11 protein-coding genes are annotated in these 14,629 nt (G+C 69.6%); 3 read left to right on the forward strand and 8 right to left on the reverse strand.

The genetic code is table 11. The features are described 5' to 3' along the window. Positions 1 to 649 precede the first annotated feature (649 nt). The 3 genes from SKC42_RS04775 to fdxA all read right to left on the reverse strand — a co-directional run bounded on the left by SKC42_RS04775 (position 650) and on the right by fdxA (position 4,574). Positions 650 to 3,013 carry an APC family permease gene (locus SKC42_RS04775; protein ID WP_330963150.1) on the reverse strand — a complete coding sequence of 788 codons (2,364 nt, stop codon included), beginning with the start codon at positions 3,011 to 3,013 and terminating at the stop codon, positions 650 to 652. Positions 3,014 to 3,114: 101 nt separating this feature from the next. Next, positions 3,115 to 4,200 (reverse strand): succinyldiaminopimelate transaminase, encoded by a 1,086-nt coding sequence (gene dapC / locus SKC42_RS04780; protein ID WP_330963151.1) that lies wholly within the window; start codon positions 4,198 to 4,200, stop codon positions 3,115 to 3,117. Between the two features lie 47 nt (positions 4,201 to 4,247). After that, positions 4,248 to 4,574: a ferredoxin gene (gene fdxA / locus SKC42_RS04785; RefSeq protein ID WP_068132416.1), complete on the reverse strand. Its 327-nt coding sequence runs from the start codon at positions 4,572 to 4,574 to the stop codon at positions 4,248 to 4,250. A gap of 514 nt (positions 4,575 to 5,088) precedes the next feature. Between fdxA and SKC42_RS04790 the strand changes: the two genes are divergently transcribed. Continuing rightward, entirely contained in the window at positions 5,089 to 5,421 is a 333-nt protein-coding gene (locus SKC42_RS04790; protein ID WP_085258214.1) for a hemophore-related protein, read from the forward strand. 7 nt (positions 5,422 to 5,428) lie between these two features. Here SKC42_RS04790 and SKC42_RS04795 read toward each other — a convergent pair whose 3' ends face one another. Both SKC42_RS04795 and SKC42_RS04800 read right to left on the reverse strand, forming a co-directional pair. Then, positions 5,429 to 6,193, reverse strand: a complete 765-nt coding sequence (locus SKC42_RS04795) for a maleylpyruvate isomerase N-terminal domain-containing protein (protein ID WP_330963152.1) — start codon at positions 6,191 to 6,193, stop codon at positions 5,429 to 5,431. 48 nt (positions 6,194 to 6,241) lie between these two features. Beyond that, positions 6,242 to 8,770, reverse strand: a complete 2,529-nt coding sequence (locus tag SKC42_RS04800; protein ID WP_330963153.1) for a bifunctional FO biosynthesis protein CofGH — start codon at positions 8,768 to 8,770, stop codon at positions 6,242 to 6,244. A 330-nt stretch (positions 8,771 to 9,100) separates the two neighbouring features. Here SKC42_RS04800 and SKC42_RS04805 point away from each other — a divergent pair, with 330 nt between their 5' ends. After that, on the forward strand, positions 9,101 to 10,036 hold the full coding sequence (locus tag SKC42_RS04805; RefSeq protein ID WP_330963154.1) for a PE family protein: 936 nt from the start codon (positions 9,101 to 9,103) through the stop codon (positions 10,034 to 10,036). A gap of 43 nt (positions 10,037 to 10,079) precedes the next feature. Here the strand turns inward: SKC42_RS04805 and SKC42_RS04810 are convergent, their stop codons facing one another. Beyond that, complete coding sequence (locus SKC42_RS04810; RefSeq protein ID WP_330963155.1) at positions 10,080 to 10,538, reverse strand: hypothetical protein; 459 nt, start codon at positions 10,536 to 10,538, stop codon at positions 10,080 to 10,082. Positions 10,539 to 10,638: 100 nt separating this feature from the next. Continuing rightward, a complete protein-coding gene (gene mshB, locus SKC42_RS04815) occupies positions 10,639 to 11,541 on the reverse strand; it encodes an N-acetyl-1-D-myo-inositol-2-amino-2-deoxy-alpha-D-glucopyranoside deacetylase (RefSeq protein WP_330963156.1) in 903 nt (300 codons plus the stop codon). Between the two features lie 93 nt (positions 11,542 to 11,634). Between mshB and SKC42_RS04820 the strand changes: the two genes are divergently transcribed. Next, positions 11,635 to 12,246, forward strand: coding sequence for a TetR/AcrR family transcriptional regulator (locus SKC42_RS04820; protein ID WP_330963157.1), 612 nt, complete (start codon positions 11,635 to 11,637; stop codon positions 12,244 to 12,246). Positions 12,247 to 12,258: 12 nt separating this feature from the next. Here SKC42_RS04820 and SKC42_RS04825 read toward each other — a convergent pair whose 3' ends face one another. Beyond that, entirely contained in the window at positions 12,259 to 14,598 is a 2,340-nt protein-coding gene (locus SKC42_RS04825) for a PE family protein (RefSeq protein WP_330963158.1), read from the reverse strand. Positions 14,599 to 14,629 lie beyond the last annotated feature (31 nt).

The raw sequence follows: 14,629 nt of genomic DNA on the forward strand, positions 1-14,629 counted from the left end.
AAGTTTGATGTGCAGGTGTCAGCCTACCGACCAAAGACGCCGGCTCGACGGTACGAACGTACCGCAACTCATAGAGCCGGCGGATTAGGGTGACGTGAAAACTGCGTTGCGAGTGAGGAATTCCACACCGCTGCGCCGGCGTCGGCAAACGCTTCACCCGACTGGGCGCCCGGCTCGTCGGCCACGCCGCCGGCGGCCGCCATCCACGCCAGCCGATAGGGCCGTCCACGAGTTCGCTGGATGTTCCCTAAGCGTGCGCGGCGGCGGAATCTCTTAACGGCGATAAGTCCTTTGCTGTCAACACAACTGAAAGCGACACGCCGAACTGGCGTGCGGCGCCCGCCGGGGTGGATCGGCGGTCACGGTGCCGCGCGTCGCATTCGCCCACCTCGTCACGCCGAAAATGCATGTCGGGCAACGACGTTGAGGATAATGACCGCACCGGCGGGTGCCCTGCACGATCTCACGCCGCACAAAATACGCCCCGATTCAGCGGCCGGCAACGAAAAAATTGGCGCCGCTCGCTGCGTGGCCGTGTCGCGCCGGCGACACGCCGGGATGAGCAGCACGAGCAGATTCGCTGCACCGCAGCTGAAAACGATCCTTTGCGAGGAGATGCACGGTCAGCTGCGGAGTAGCTCCGCTACGGTCAGGCCTTCTCGGCCTGCTCCGCCGGCCCGGACTCGGCCGCCTTCGCGGGGTCCTCGATCACGTGATAGGCCGGGTCAACCATGAACATCGGGCGGTTGCCCGTTTGGCGCGCCTTGCCGGTGATCCGCAGCAGCTGGCCGGGCTGGATGTCGGCGCCGCCATGGCTGGGCCGGAAAGTGACCGTCAGTTCGCCGCTGCTGTCGCCGATGGTGACCTGTCGAAGGGTGCGTTTCCCCTCGGCGACGTCCTCGACCTCGGTGACCCGCCCTTCGACCGTGGCACGCTGGCCGGAGATCAGGCCCGCCACCATGATCACCGACGGCGGCCGTTCCGGGTGCTCGTAGGCGTCCACTTTGTCGTCTTCACCCTTCGAGACCCACGCCTTGATCTTGTCGATCTCGTCGACGATGCGCTGCTCGAAGCTGTTCGGGTAGGCCTCCTTGATGCGGGACTCCACGTCGTAGGGGACGATCGTGGCCGCGGCGTCGGGGATGAGGCTGACGGCCCGGGCGATCTTGTCCGCGGTGCGGTCGTGCAGCAGCCGGCCCAGCAGCGGCGCGAACGTGCGCCGCGGCAGCAGCACCGTCACGTTGGTGTCCCGATGCTCGTCGCGGGCCTTGGCGACGAACAGCTGTGCGGCCCGGGTGATCCGGCGGTCGGGGCAGTCGACGATGCGCAGCGGCGTTTCCAGGTCGAAGTGATCCCACCGCTTCCGCAGCTGCGCCGCGTATGCCGCGTCGACCATGAAATGGACCGCCACCAGCTCGTCGGCCCGAAGGCCCCGGCCATACCGCAGCGCTTCAATCACCGACAGGTCCAGGGAGTTGACGAAGACAAACACGCGGTGGCGCGCGTACTTCACCATCTCCGGACGGTCGGTGCGGAACATCTCGAGAATGGCGGCCTCTGCCCGGTATTCGCGGTTGAGCCGGGTGAGCACGAACACCAGGAGCGGGAAGATGACGACGACGAGCCACGCGCCCTCGGTGAACTTGGCCACCGCGAAGATGCCCACCACGATCGTCGACAGGATCGCCGCGGAGAGGTTGATCGCCAGGCGGCGGCGCCATCCCGCCTCCCGATGCGTCAGGTGATGCTTGGTCATCCCGTAGCCGGCCATCGAGAACCCGGTAAACACGCCGATCGCATAGAACGGAACCAGGGCGTTGACCGAGCCCCCGGTGGCTAGCAAGAGGGCCACGGACAGCGCGGTCAGCGTGATGATGCCGTTCGAGAAGACCAGCCGATGGCCGCGTTTGGTCAGTTGCCGCGGCAGGAAGCGGTCTTCGGCGACGAAACTGGCCAGCGCCGGGAACCCATTGAAGCTGGTGTTGGCGCCCGTGAACAGAATCGCGGCGGTGGCGGCCTGAACCAGGATGTAGAAGACGTTGCCAATGACCCCGCCGCCGAAGACTCCCCGGGAGATCTGCGACAGGACGGACGGATATTCACTGAGGTACGGGGTGGCGTGGGTGGCGTACGCCAGATATGCGACCCCTGCCAGCAGGAAGCCGAGGATGCTGGCCATGATGGTCAGCACCAGCCGCGCGTTGCGGCCCTGCGGTTTCTGGAAATAGTCGACGGTGTTGGAGATCGCCTCGACACCGGTCAGCGACGAACCACCGTTCGCGAACGCGCGCAGCAACACCAGGACCGTCGCACCCATCACCAGCCCGTCGGCGCGGTGCACCGGCACGGTCCCGGGCATATGCGCGGCGTCGTACACCGGCAGGTCCCCCATCACCGCCCGCGCGACACCGACGACGATCGTCAGGCCCACCATGACGACGAAGAAGTACGTCGCGAACGCGAAAGGCCAGCCCGCCTCCCGCAGGCCGCGCAGGTTCGCATAGCAGATGAACAGCACCACGCCGACCGTGATCTGCAGGCTGTGCGGGCCCAGCGCCGGGATGGCGGACACGACCGCGACGGTCCCCGCGGCGGACTGCACCGCCACCGTGACGACGTAGTCGATCAACAGGGCGGCCGCGGCGACCTGCGCGACGCGGGGCCCGAAATTGTCCCGCGCGACGATGTAGGAACCGCCCGCCCGGGTGTAGGCCATGACGACCTGCCGATACGACGCCGTCACCAGCACCAGGATCAAGAGGATGACGCCGGTGACGGGCAGCAACAACAGGAACGCCGCCAGTCCGGCGTGCGGAAGCAATTCGATGAGGATCTGCTCGGGGCCGTACGCGGTGGAGGAGATCGCATCGGGGGAAAGCGCGCCGAGCGCAACCGGGTTGGACAGCTTCTCCTCGCCGAGCTCCTCGGTGATCAGCGGCTTGCCCAGCAGGATGCGCTTGGCGATGTCTCCGAACGCCAGGGGGATGCGTGGCTTGCCCGCCGAAGTTGTCACGACCACATTCCTTACCCGAGGTTGAGCACGGATAATAGGGTTAACGCTGCGAAGCATTCTGCCGCCCGCGGTGCCCGGGCACCGGGCGAGGCGGGCGTGGCTTAGGCGAGTCTCTGCACGGCGGCGGCGATGCGCTCGTCGTCGGCGGTCAGCGCCACCCGCACGTGCCGTCCGCCGCGGGGGCCATAGAAGTCGCCGGGCGCCACCAGGATGCCGCGGGCGGCCAGCCACGCGACGGTGTCACGGCAGGGCTCGTCGCGGGTGGCCCAGAGGTAGAGGCCGGCCTCCGAATGGTCGACGGTGAAGCCGGCGGTGCGCACCGCCGGCAACAGCGCGGCGCGCCGCCGCTCGTACCGCTCCCGCTGCGCCAGCTCGTGGGCGTCGTCGTCGAGCGCGGCCACCATGGCGGCCTGGATGGGCGCCGGAACCATCATCCCGGCGTGCTTGCGCACCTCCAGCAGCTCGGCGATCAGATCCGCGTCCCCCGCGACCAAACCGGCGCGGTACCCCGCCAGCGAGGAGCTCTTCGACAGCGAGTGGATCGCCAGCAACCCGGTATGGTCGCCGCCGCAGACGGACGGATGCAGCACCGACCGCGGCTCGGCCTCCCAGCCCAGGCCCAGGTAACACTCGTCCGATGCGACGACGCAGCCGCGGTCGCGCGCCCAGTCGACAACCTTGCGCAGGTGGTCAACCCCCAGCACGCGGCCGGTGGGATTGCCCGGCGAGTTGAGATAGACCAGCGCCGGGGCCTGCGGCCCAAGCTGTGTCAGCGAATCCGCCCGCAGCACGTCGGCCCGCGCCAGCCGCGCGCCGACGTCGTACGTGGGGTATGCCAGCTCCGGCACCACGACCACATCGGCCGGGCCCAGTCCCAGCAAGGTCGGCAGCCAGGCGATCAGCTCCTTGCTGCCGATCACCGGCAGCACGTCGTCCGCGGTGAGGCCGGTGATCCCGAAGCGGCGCTCCAGCGCCGCGACCGCCGATTGCCGCAGGCGCGGGGTTCCGGCGGTCGTCGGATACCCCGGCGCGGAGCTCGCGGCCGACAAAGCCACCCGGATCAGCGGCGCCACCGGGTCGACCGGGGTGCCGACGGACAGGTCGACGATCCCGCCGGGGTGAGCCTGGGCCAACGCTTTCGCCTCGGCGAGGGTGTCCCAGGGAAACTCCGGCAGGGTTTCAGACACCCGCCCGCGCGGGACGCGCGTCCCGGGCTTGTGCGGCACCGGCCCGCTCAGTCGCCTTCGCCCTGCGGCGGCAGGTCCTTGACCACTTGTGGGTCGTTTTCGGTCAGGCCGACCTTCGCCGCGCCGCCCGGCGAACCCAGCTCGGCGAAGAAGTCGGCATTGATCTGGGTGTACTGGCTCCACTGCTCCGGCACGTCGTCTTCGTAGTAGATCGCCTCGACGGGGCAGACCGGCTCGCAGGCGCCGCAGTCGACGCACTCATCCGGGTGGATGTACAGCATCCGGGCGCCTTCGTAGATGCAGTCGACCGGGCACTCCTCAATACACGCCTTGTCCTTGATGTCCACGCAGGGTTCGGCGATTGTGTAGGTCACAGACGTCTCCTCCAGGTACTGCTCTTTGTGGGCTGTTTCAGCCGGCCACCGTTTCAGCCGGCCACGACGTTTCGGCCGCTGCAGAGAAAGCTTTGGTTACTGATACTAGACGTTGCACATACACGTCAACCACCTGCCTCGCGGGTCGGATCGACGGCTGATATGGGTGCCCGCGGCGCGGTTCGCGCAGCCGATCGGTGGCGCACGGGCGGACCCGGGAGCACCGCCGGAGGACGGCCGGGGCGCCGAACGGTGCCGCGGGCGCCCGCCGATCTTTTCACTGCCGGCCGATTCGGGCCGATAACCCACCGGAAGGCCCCATTCCCCGACCCGTTCGCCCACGGCGAACAGCCGCTTGACCTGGGAATTGTTACGCGCGGAGCCGGGTTGCCGATAACGATTTCGAGGGAGAAACCTCACGGGGGCTGGTAATCTCAACGAGAGACGGCAACCGCTGGGCAATGTCGTCGCCGTTCATTTGACGGTGCATTAGTTCGGGAAGGGTGTCCACAACATGAGGCTGTCGTTGACCAAACTGGCTACCGCGTTCGGCGGTGCCGCGATCGCATTGACCGCCGCTGCCGGAATCGCATCGGCCGATCCGCTGGATCCGGTGATCAACACGACCTGTAACTACGGGCAGGTGATCGCCGCCCTTAACGCGACGGACCCGGGCGCTGCCGCCCAGCTGAATTCGTCGCCGCTGGCTCAGGGCTACCTGCGTCAGTTCCTCGCTTCGCCGCCGCCGAAGCGCGCGCAGATGGCGCAGCAGATCCAGGCTATGCCGCAGGCCGCGCCGTACTTCAACGACGTCCTGTCGGTGGCGGGTAGCTGCAACAACTACTGAGCGACGCTCAGTAGCCGCTGAGCAGGCGGCGTACCAGGCCTAACGCATCGGACCCGGCATGGCTGTAGAGCCGTGACGGGTCCGATGGCCGTCGGCCCCAAAGCAACAGCACCCGGGCCGCGGCGTCGGTTTCGATCGTCGCCGGGCCCTCGGCGGGTGCCAATTCGATGCTGGTGTCGTGGCCATCCGCCCGCACCACGACGTCGTCGGCGTCCGGGACACGCAATCGGCCGTCGACTCGTTCCCCCGGCCGCAGCAGCCCGGCGCCCGTGGCCAGCAACGGTCGGCCCACCGCGAAGACGCTGTGGGCCGTCATCCACGGCTGAGCCAGCAGTTCCCCCACCTGGGCATTGTCGCCGGTGATGTCCCAGCAGTGCAGCACGAGTTCCTCGCGCATGTGCTCGGCGAACCACGGCACCTTCATGGTCCGGCCGGTCCAGCCCACGTCGGTGTCCGGCGGCGCCGCCTCCGCGGCCTCCGCTACCTCATTGAGCGTGGCCATCCGATCGAGCAGTGCGTCCCACAGCCCGGCATCGTCGAGATCGCGGAGCGGGCCCTCGCGTTCCTCGAAGCCACGCGTGTCGAGCGAGTCACCCGCCAGGTGCGCTCCCAGCACTCGCGCGAGCTCCTCGGCGTTCCCGGCCTGGTGAGCGACGATGTCACGGACCGTCCATGCCTCACACCACGTGCCGTCGCCGGGTCGTCGCCGCCGAGCCGCATCCAGGAACGGCCGCCACTCGGGAAATCGCTCGTCATCGATGCGTCGGGTCATGGAGTAGCCATACCCATCCGCGCGGCGGGGGATGCGCCCCGCACGGGCTCAGGCCGCGAGCGGCGCGTAGGTGGTGGTGCGCTGGCGCGCCGGGCGACCGATGCCCTCCGCGATCGCGCTCAGCTCGCCCACGGTCTTGGACGAGCCGTGCTCCGAACCGGCCATACGCGAGATGGTCTCCTCCATCAGCGTGCCGCCCAGGTCGTTGGCGCCACCGTTGAGCATCACCTGTGTACGTTCGACGCCGAGCTTGACCCAGCTGGTTTGGATGTGGGAAATGCGATCGTGCAACATGATTCGGGCTAGCGCGTGCACCGCGCGGTTGTCGCGATGGGTCGGCCCGGGACGGGCCGCGCCGGCCAGGTACAGCGGCGAATTCTGGTGCACGAACGGCAGCGGCACGAACTCGGTGAAACCGCCCGTGCGGTCCTGGATTTCGCGGAGCACGTTGAGGTGACCGACCCAGTGTCGCGGGGTGTCGACGTGTCCGTACATCATCGTCGACGACGACCGCAGGCCGACCTCGTGCGCGGTGGTGACGATCTCGATCCACATCGAGGTGGGCAGCTTGCCCTTGGTCAGCACCCAGCGCACTTCGTCGTCGAGGATCTCGGCGGCGGTGCCCGGAATGGTGTCCAGCCCGGCCTCGCGCAGCCCGGTCAGCCACTCGCGAATGCTCAATCCGCTCTTGGTGACTCCGTTGGCGATCTCCATCGGCGAGAACGCATGCACGTGCATCGACGGCACCCGGGCCTTTACCGCGCGGACCAGCTCGGCGTAGCCGGTGACCGGGAGCTCGGGATCGATCCCGCCCTGCATGCACACCTCGGTGGCGCCCTGCACGTGCGCCTCCCAGGCGCGGTCGGCGACCTCGTCGACGGACAGCGAGTACGCGTCGGCGTCGCCCTTTCGCTGCGCGAAAGCGCAGAACCGGCAGCCCGTGTAGCAGATGTTGGTGAAGTTGATGTTGCGGTTCACGACGAACGTGACGTCGTCGCCGACGACGTCACGCCGTAGCGAATCCGCCAGGGCCGCAACCGCTTCCAGCGCGGGCCCGTCAGCGGTCGCCAGCGCCAGATATTCGTCGTCGGTGCACCCGGAGGGGTTGCGCTCCGCCGAACGGAGGGCCGCCAACACATCGGTGTCGATGCGCTCCGGGGCGTAGGCGGACAACTCGTGCACGCGCGCCCGGATCGATTCCCAGTTCCCGAACGCGCTGTCGAGGTCGCTGCGGGCCTCGGAATTGCGGCCCTCGGTGTCGATGGCCGCGTTGAGGTCCACCCGCCCCGACGACTCGACGTCGTCGGGCTCCTGCCACGGCATGCCCACCGGTTTGACGTCCCGGGCGAGGCCGGTGGCGGGATCCGCCAGCGCGTCGACGTGGCCACGCACCCGCGGGTCGATCCACGCCGCCCCGGCCTGCACGTACTTCGGCTGGGCGGTCAACCGCTGTACCAGTTCGTAGCCGGCCTCGGCGGTCACGGCGGCCAGCTCGTCCAGCGCCGGCCACGGACGCTCCGGGTTGACATGGTCGGGAGTCAGCGGCGAAACGCCGCCCCAATCGTCGACGCCCGCACCCAGCAGCGCCAAGCACTCCTCGCGAGACACCAGGTTGGGCGGCGCCTGGATGCGCATTCCGGGGCCCAGCACCAGTCGCGCCACCGCCACCGTCGCCAGGTAGTCCTCGATGTGCGCATCGGGAACGGCCGCCATCGCGGTGTGTTCCTTAGCTCGGAAGTTCTGCACGATCACTTCCTGCACATGACCGAACTCCTTGTGCAGCTTGCGGATCGCATGCAGGGTGTCGGCGCGTTCGGGCAGGGTCTCGCCGATGCCGACCAGCAGTCCGGTGGTGAAGGGGATCGACAGCCGGCCGGCGTCGGTGAGGGCGCGCAATCGGACCGCCGGGTCCTTGTCGGGACTGCCATAGTGGGCAAGCCCTTTGGTTTCGAACAGTCGCCGCGACGTCGTCTCGAGCATCATACCCATCGACGGCGCCACCGGCTTCAGCCGCGACATCTCCGACCAGCTCATCACGCCGGGGTTCAGGTGCGGCAGCAGGCCCGTCTCCTCGAGCACCCGGATCGCCATCGCCCGCACGTAGGACAGCGTGGAGTCGTATCCTCGCTGCCCGAGCCACTCGCGGGCTTCCGCCCAGCGGTCCTCGGGCCGGTCGCCGAGCGTGAATAGCGCCTCCTTGCAACCCAGTTCGGCGCCGCGCCGGGCCACGTCGAGAATCTCGTCGGGCTCCATGTACATGCCGGTGTCCTCGGCGCGTAGCCGGCCCGGGACGCTGACGAACGTGCAGTAGTGGCAGTTGTCGCGACACAGACGGGTGACCGGGAGGAAGACCTTCGGCGAATAGGTGATCGGCAATCTGCCGCCCGCGCCGCGGCGTCCCGCCGACTGCAGGCCCGCATCGCGCACCCGCGCTGCACTCATGCACAGGTCCGCAAGGTCGGCGCCGCGGGCCGTCATAGCGACGGCCGCCTCGTCCACATTCAGGGCTACCCCGTCGCGCGCCCGCCGCAACACCCGCCGCATCGCCGACGCGCTTGCTCCAGGAGGCGGGACCATAGGACTGGGCAAGGGGCTGGGCGGCGGGCTAGGCGGGGCGGTGGGCTCCCGGTCTGGCGTCAGCGGCACGTTGGTGTAACTCCCCCACGCTCGGATTTCATCCGCGGGTTCCGATATCCGGCGTATCGGCAACCTTCGCGGGTCGCATAAGCGCAACAGTAGCGTCAGGGCCGCGTCGGCAGGCGGTCGACCGCGCGGGGTGCCGGCGCGACGGCCCACGGACCATTTTTCCCACATTCCCGCTAATTTGCTGGGATCGAGTTACGATCCGTGCGATCGGCGGATCCCGACATCGAAATCGTGCTGGTCTGAGGCAACGGGAGGTACGAGATGTCTTTCTTGCTGGCGGCCCCGGAAGCGCTGGTTACCGCGGCTTCCGAACTGGTGGGCATCGGATCTGGGCTCGACACCGCACGCGTCGCGGCCGCGGCCCCGACGACGGGCATCCTGGCCGCGGCCGGAGACGAGATCTCCACCCAGATCGCCGCGTTGTTCTCCGAGCACGGGCTGGGCTTCCAGCAGCTCACCGCACAGGTGTCGGCGTTTCATCGGCAGTTCACCGCGGCCCTGACGGCGGGCGCGAACGCGTACGCGGCGGCCGAGTCGGACGCCGCGCAGACGCTGGCGAGCGCGGTTGACGCGCCCGCGACAGCGTTGCTGGGCCATCCCCTGATCGGCGGCGGCGCCGGCACCGCCATGGCTTCGCTGGGAGCGGGCGGCGGCATGCTGTCGAACGCCCTGGGACAACTCGAGGGCGCCATCTTCGGCGGTGGCGGCGGCCTCCTGGCCCGCGGCGCCGCGGCGGCGACTCAGGCCGGCGCGCTGTTACTGGGTCCGACGGGCGGCGTCGGCGCCCTCAGCGCGGCCAGCGCGCTGTTGTCGCCGGCCGCCGCGACGGCCGCGGCCGTGGTCCCCGCGGCGAACGCCTTCGCACCGATAGCCGCCTCGATCGAGAACGCCTACCTGCAGATCGAGCCGTGGGTGCAATACGGGTTCGAGCTGCTCACGTATGCCGCCGGCTGGGTCCCCTACGTCGGCATCCTGGCTCCGCAGATCATGTTCTTCTACAACCTGATCGAGCCCATGGTGCAGAGCGGCTTGTTCAATACGCTGGACTGGCTCGCCGGGGAGATCTCGTTCGCGCAGGGGCTGAGCAATTTCTATACAGCCACCACGGCGTCGATCAACTACTTCATCAACAGCGAGATCTACTGGGTGCTCGGGTTCCTGCCGCCGCTGCCTCCGCTGCCGCCGATCCTCGCCTGACCACGTCAGCCGACGTGCAATCGGCGCCGGATGAGCACCCGCCTCAGTGGGTGTGGCCGCGCCACAACACCCAGACCGGCGGCGCGACCCCGAAGACCAGCAGCAGCAGCGCTCCGTAGGCCATCAGGCCGTGGCCGCCCAGGATGACGTCGTCGCCGGGGCCGCCCACGCTGATCACCGCCACCGTCAACAGCCACGTCCACAGCGGCAGGGCCGCCACGCGCGAGGACCGAGTCCATCGCGCCGCAGCCCACACGAGAGCCGCGTTGAGCAGCCCGCTGAACACACCGCTGACGGGAAACGGGACGGAACCGATATAGGAGGGCAGGAGCAGCGCGCCGGCCAACGCCGAGAGCACCCCGTCGACGGCCAGCAGCGCCAGGACGACAAACCGGATCGCGGGGTCGGTCGCGCCCACGTCCTCGACGGACGAGGCGCGCGCCTCGGTTGCGGTCAGGTCGGAACGCTGTCGACGTTGGAGAGTATCGAGCCGATGACCCACTGCAGGCTGTCCAGCCGGTCCTGCCAGTGCTGCATATTAGGGTCCATGTCAGGGTCCATCAGGTTCCTTCCGTGGCTGCCTGTTCGCTAAGCCTACCGCCTCAGGGCGCGTTGAAGCCAAGTCCCGCAAGCAAATCTGTTTCCCAGCCGCGCTCGTCTCGCGCGCCCGCGGTGCCCGCGGCCAAGACGTAGTGTTCCTCCGCGAGGATCGGCAGCGCCATGTTGTTCGACAGCGCGGCCGCCCGGCCGGTCGGCCCGACGACAACCTGGGTGGCGTGCGCGGCCAGCGCCGCGGTTTTTGCGGCCCGCGCCCGCGGGCCGGGCTCGATGACGGCATCGATGTCTTCGTCGGCATAGCCGAAGTCGAACTCGCCCTCCGGAGCCACCGCCCACTCCGGGCGCAGGTCCTGCGGGCCGAGCTCGCGCATGCCGGCGCCGAACGCGCTCAGCGCGAAGACCGTCCAGTAGAACTTGGGCACGGCCCACGGCTCCCCCGGAAAGTCCGTGCCGCCGGCGGCGGCCACCGCCGCGGACGTGACGGTGTGGGCGTGCACGTGGTCGGGATGGCCATAACCCCCATTGGGGTCGTAGGTGACGACGACATGCGGGCGCCGGGCGCGAATGATGTCCACCAGCGCCGCGACGGCCTCCCGTTCGTCGGCGTCGATGAACCTTCCGCGACCGCGCGCGGGGGTGCCGCGCATGCCCGAATCGCGCCAGCGGCCCGCGCCTCCAAGATAGATCGGTTCGCCGACGCCCAGCTCTTTCAGCGCGGCGGTCAGCTCACCCACGCGGTAGCCGCCGAGCTGGTCCGCCCCGTCGACGGCGAGCCCGGCCCACCGATCGCCGATGACCTCGCCCTCCTCCCCCAGGGTGCACGTCACGACGCTCACTTGCGCCCCGCGGGCGGTGTAGTGCGCGATTGTGGCCCCATTGCTCAGGCTCTCGTCGTCGGGGTGCGCGTGGACGAACAACAGCCTTGGAGTTTCGGGGGTCTCAGGCATGGACGCACCCTACCCCGGCCGGCAAAACCGGCCGCCCTGCCCATCTTTCGCGGCTCGCAGCGAAGTAGGAACGCGGACGGCTACTATCGAACGATGTCCCAGGTCACCGAGACACCGCGGGCCGGCGGCCGCAGCCGCCGCCGGGGCGAGGTCCTTGAACGCGCCCTCTACGAGGCCACGCTGGCCGAGTTGGCGGAGGTCGGCTACGGCGGGCTGACGATGGAGGGCATCGCGGCGCGCGCTCAAACCGGCAAGGCGGCCCTATACAGGCGCTGGGCCACCAAGTCCGAGCTGGTCCACGCCGCGATGGTCCACACGTTGCCGCCGGTGCCCGAAAAGCGGCCGGGCCGGTCGGCCCGGGACAATCTGCTGGCAGTGTTCGCCACCCACCGCGACATCGGCGCCGGCAAGACCGCCTTCCCGGGGATGGCCATCGTCAACCAGCTCCTGCACGAGCCGGAGATGCGCGCCATCTTCGCCGACGCCGTGGTGGCCCCCCGCCTGCGCATCATCGAGTGCATCCTGCGCGACGCGGTCGCCGAGGGCGACCTCGATCCGGCTACGGTCACACCGTTCACCGCGCGAATCGGCCCAGCGCTGATCAACCAGCATTTCATGTTGACCGGGGCCCCGCCGAACAAGCGGGAGCTGGCGCTGATCGTGGATACCGTGATCCCGCCGAAGCCGTCGGCGTCCGGCGGCTAGGACGCCCCTGGCTTACAGCGTGCCAGCCAGGTCGAACCCGCCGGCGAGGATCTGCGAGAAGATGCCCGGGATGCCGGCGATGTCGCCGCCGTTGAAGACCCCCGACCCACTGCCGGTCAGGACACCGCCCACGGTCAGCGACGGGTTCAGGGTGCCGCCGCCCAGGAAGCTGTTGACCGTCTGCTCCCCGGTCAGCAGCGCCAGGTTGCCGGCGTTGAAGAACCGGTTGATCGCGCCGTTGAGGGCGACCGGGCTGCCGAACAGGCTTGTCTCGAAGCCCAATTCGTTGGCCACCAGGTTGGTGTTGAACGCCGCCTCGGCGCCGCCCAGGTTCGTGAGCAGCGTGGCCCCGGTGTTGGCGAGACCCTGCAGGCCCGCGATGGGCGCCGCCACCAACGCCGCCCCGGTCGTGGGCAGCCCGGCGAACAGCGAACCGCCGAGGCTCGCCGCCAGCGACGCCTGCAGCCCGCCCAGGTTGAGGCCGGCGTTCAGCGCGGTGGTGATGCCGCCGCCGCCCATGAAGGCGCCCGCGATCGCCTCGACCACGCCGAGGTCCCACAGGAACTTGGTGGGCACCGTGGCCAGCAGGCCGCCGAACAGGCCACCGCCGATGGTGGGGCTGGTGCCGAGCGTCAGGCTGCCGGCCAGCAGGGCGGCCGGGAACTGCACGCCCACCAGGCTGTTGATCGTCGCCTGACCCGTGCCCAGCACCCCGTTCCAGAAGTTGAAGAAGGTGTTGAGGACGTCGTTGCCGAGGTTGCCGAACAGGGCGAGCTCGATACCGGCTTCCTGGGCGATGAGGGCCGCGTTGAAGGCGAGCTCCCCGTTGAGCAGCGCACTGTTGAACGCCAACTCCATGGTCTGGAGCTGGGCCAGGAACGCCGCCGGCGAGGCCGCCGTCAGCAGTGTCTGGAAGGGCGCGACGAGCGTCGCCAGGACCGCGGGGAATCCCGCGAGCGAGGCGGACAGGCCGCCGTTCAGCGCGGCGTTGAGCGAGGCCCCCAACCCGTTCAGGGCGAGGCCGATGTTCGCGCCCAGGGCGGGGCTGAAGCCGAGGATGTTCGCCAGGCCGGCGAGGCTCCCGTTCAGGCTGGCGGTCAGGCCCGGCAGGCCGGCTCCGAGCGTGCCGGTCAGCGCGGCGTTCAGCCCGGCGGTCAGCGCGGGCAGGTTCAGCCCCAGGCCGCCCGTCAACGCGGGCAGGTTGATGCCCAGACCACCCACCAGGGCGGGCAGGTTGATGCCCAGGGCGGGCAGCCCCGGCAGCGCGCCACCCAGAGCGCCGGTCAACGCGGCGTTCAGCTGGGCACTCAGCCCCGAAAGGCTGGCGGTCAGGCCGGGCAGGGCGGCGGTCAGGCCGGGCAGGCCGGCGCTGAGGGCACCGGCCAGCGATGCCCCCAAGGGCGCCAGCGCGCTCAACCCGCCGTTGATGTCGGCCGCCAGCGCCGCACCCAGCGGACCCAGCCCGGCGAGGCTGCCGCCCACGCCCAGGCTGCCCGACAGGGCGGCGCTCAGCTGCGCGCCCAGGCCGGAAAGGCCGCCGCTGAGGGTGGCCGCGAGGCCGGGGAACGCGAGGTTCAGGCCGCCGGTCAGGCCGTTCAGCCCGGCGCCCAGGCTGCCGGCCAGGCTGTTGAGCCCCGCGCCGAAGCTGTTCGCCAGCGCGGTGCCGGTCTGGATGAGGCCCGAAAGCCCCGGCAGGCTCGCGCCGAGACCGCCCGACAACGCGGCGCTCAGCTGGGCACTCAGGCCCGAGAGGCCGCCACCGAGGCTGGCCTGCAGGCCGGGCAGCCCGGCGCTCAGCGTGCCCGACAGGCCGGAAAGGCTGGCTCCGATGTTTGTGGCGAGCGAGCCACCCGTCTGGGCCAGCGCGTTCAGCCCACCGTTGAGGTCCGCGGCCAGGGCCGCACCGAGCGGCGCCAGGCCCGACAGGCTGCCGCCGAAGCTGCCCGACAACGCGACGTTGAGGCCGGCGCCGAGCTCCGAGATGTCGGCGCTCAGGCTGGCCGCCAGGCCCGACAGCCCGCCGCTGAGATCGATGCTCAGCGCGGGGACGGCGGCCGCCATCGTCTGGACGACGTTTGCCTCCGCCGTGGCGTAGGTGCCTGCGCCCGCTGTCAGGGCCTCGACGAAAGAGTTGTGGAACGCCGCAGCGGCGGCGCTCAGCTGCTGGTAGCCCGCGGCGTGCTGGGCGAACAGGGCGGCGATGGCCGCCGACACCTCGTCGGCGGCGGCGGGAAGCACGCCCGTCGTGGCGACCGCCGCCGCCACGTTGGCCGAGCCGATCGACGAGCCGAGATTCGCCAGATTCAGCGCAGCATCGGCGATAAATTCAGGCGCTGCAATCAGATACGACATCCTTGCCTCCCCGGCTCACGACATCCATGAG

The sequence above is a fragment of the Mycobacterium sp. 050134 genome, from assembly GCF_036409085.1.
Taxonomy (GTDB): Bacteria; Actinomycetota; Actinomycetes; order Mycobacteriales; family Mycobacteriaceae; genus Mycobacterium.

Coding starts and splice junctions, on each gene's coding strand:
- SKC42_RS04790 (WP_085258214.1), top strand. CDS start 5,089: ATGAGGCTGTCGTTGACCAAACTGGCTACCGCGTTCGGCGGTGCCGCG.
- SKC42_RS04795 (WP_330963152.1), bottom strand. CDS start 6,193: ATGACCCGACGCATCGATGACGAGCGATTTCCCGAGTGGCGGCCGTTC.
- SKC42_RS04800 (WP_330963153.1), bottom strand. CDS start 8,770: ATGGTCCCGCCTCCTGGAGCAAGCGCGTCGGCGATGCGGCGGGTGTTG.
- SKC42_RS04805 (WP_330963154.1), top strand. CDS start 9,101: ATGTCTTTCTTGCTGGCGGCCCCGGAAGCGCTGGTTACCGCGGCTTCC.
- mshB (WP_330963156.1), bottom strand. CDS start 11,541: ATGCCTGAGACCCCCGAAACTCCAAGGCTGTTGTTCGTCCACGCGCAC.
- SKC42_RS04820 (WP_330963157.1), top strand. CDS start 11,635: ATGTCCCAGGTCACCGAGACACCGCGGGCCGGCGGCCGCAGCCGCCGC.
- SKC42_RS04825 (WP_330963158.1), bottom strand. CDS start 14,598: ATGTCGTATCTGATTGCAGCGCCTGAATTTATCGCCGATGCTGCGCTG.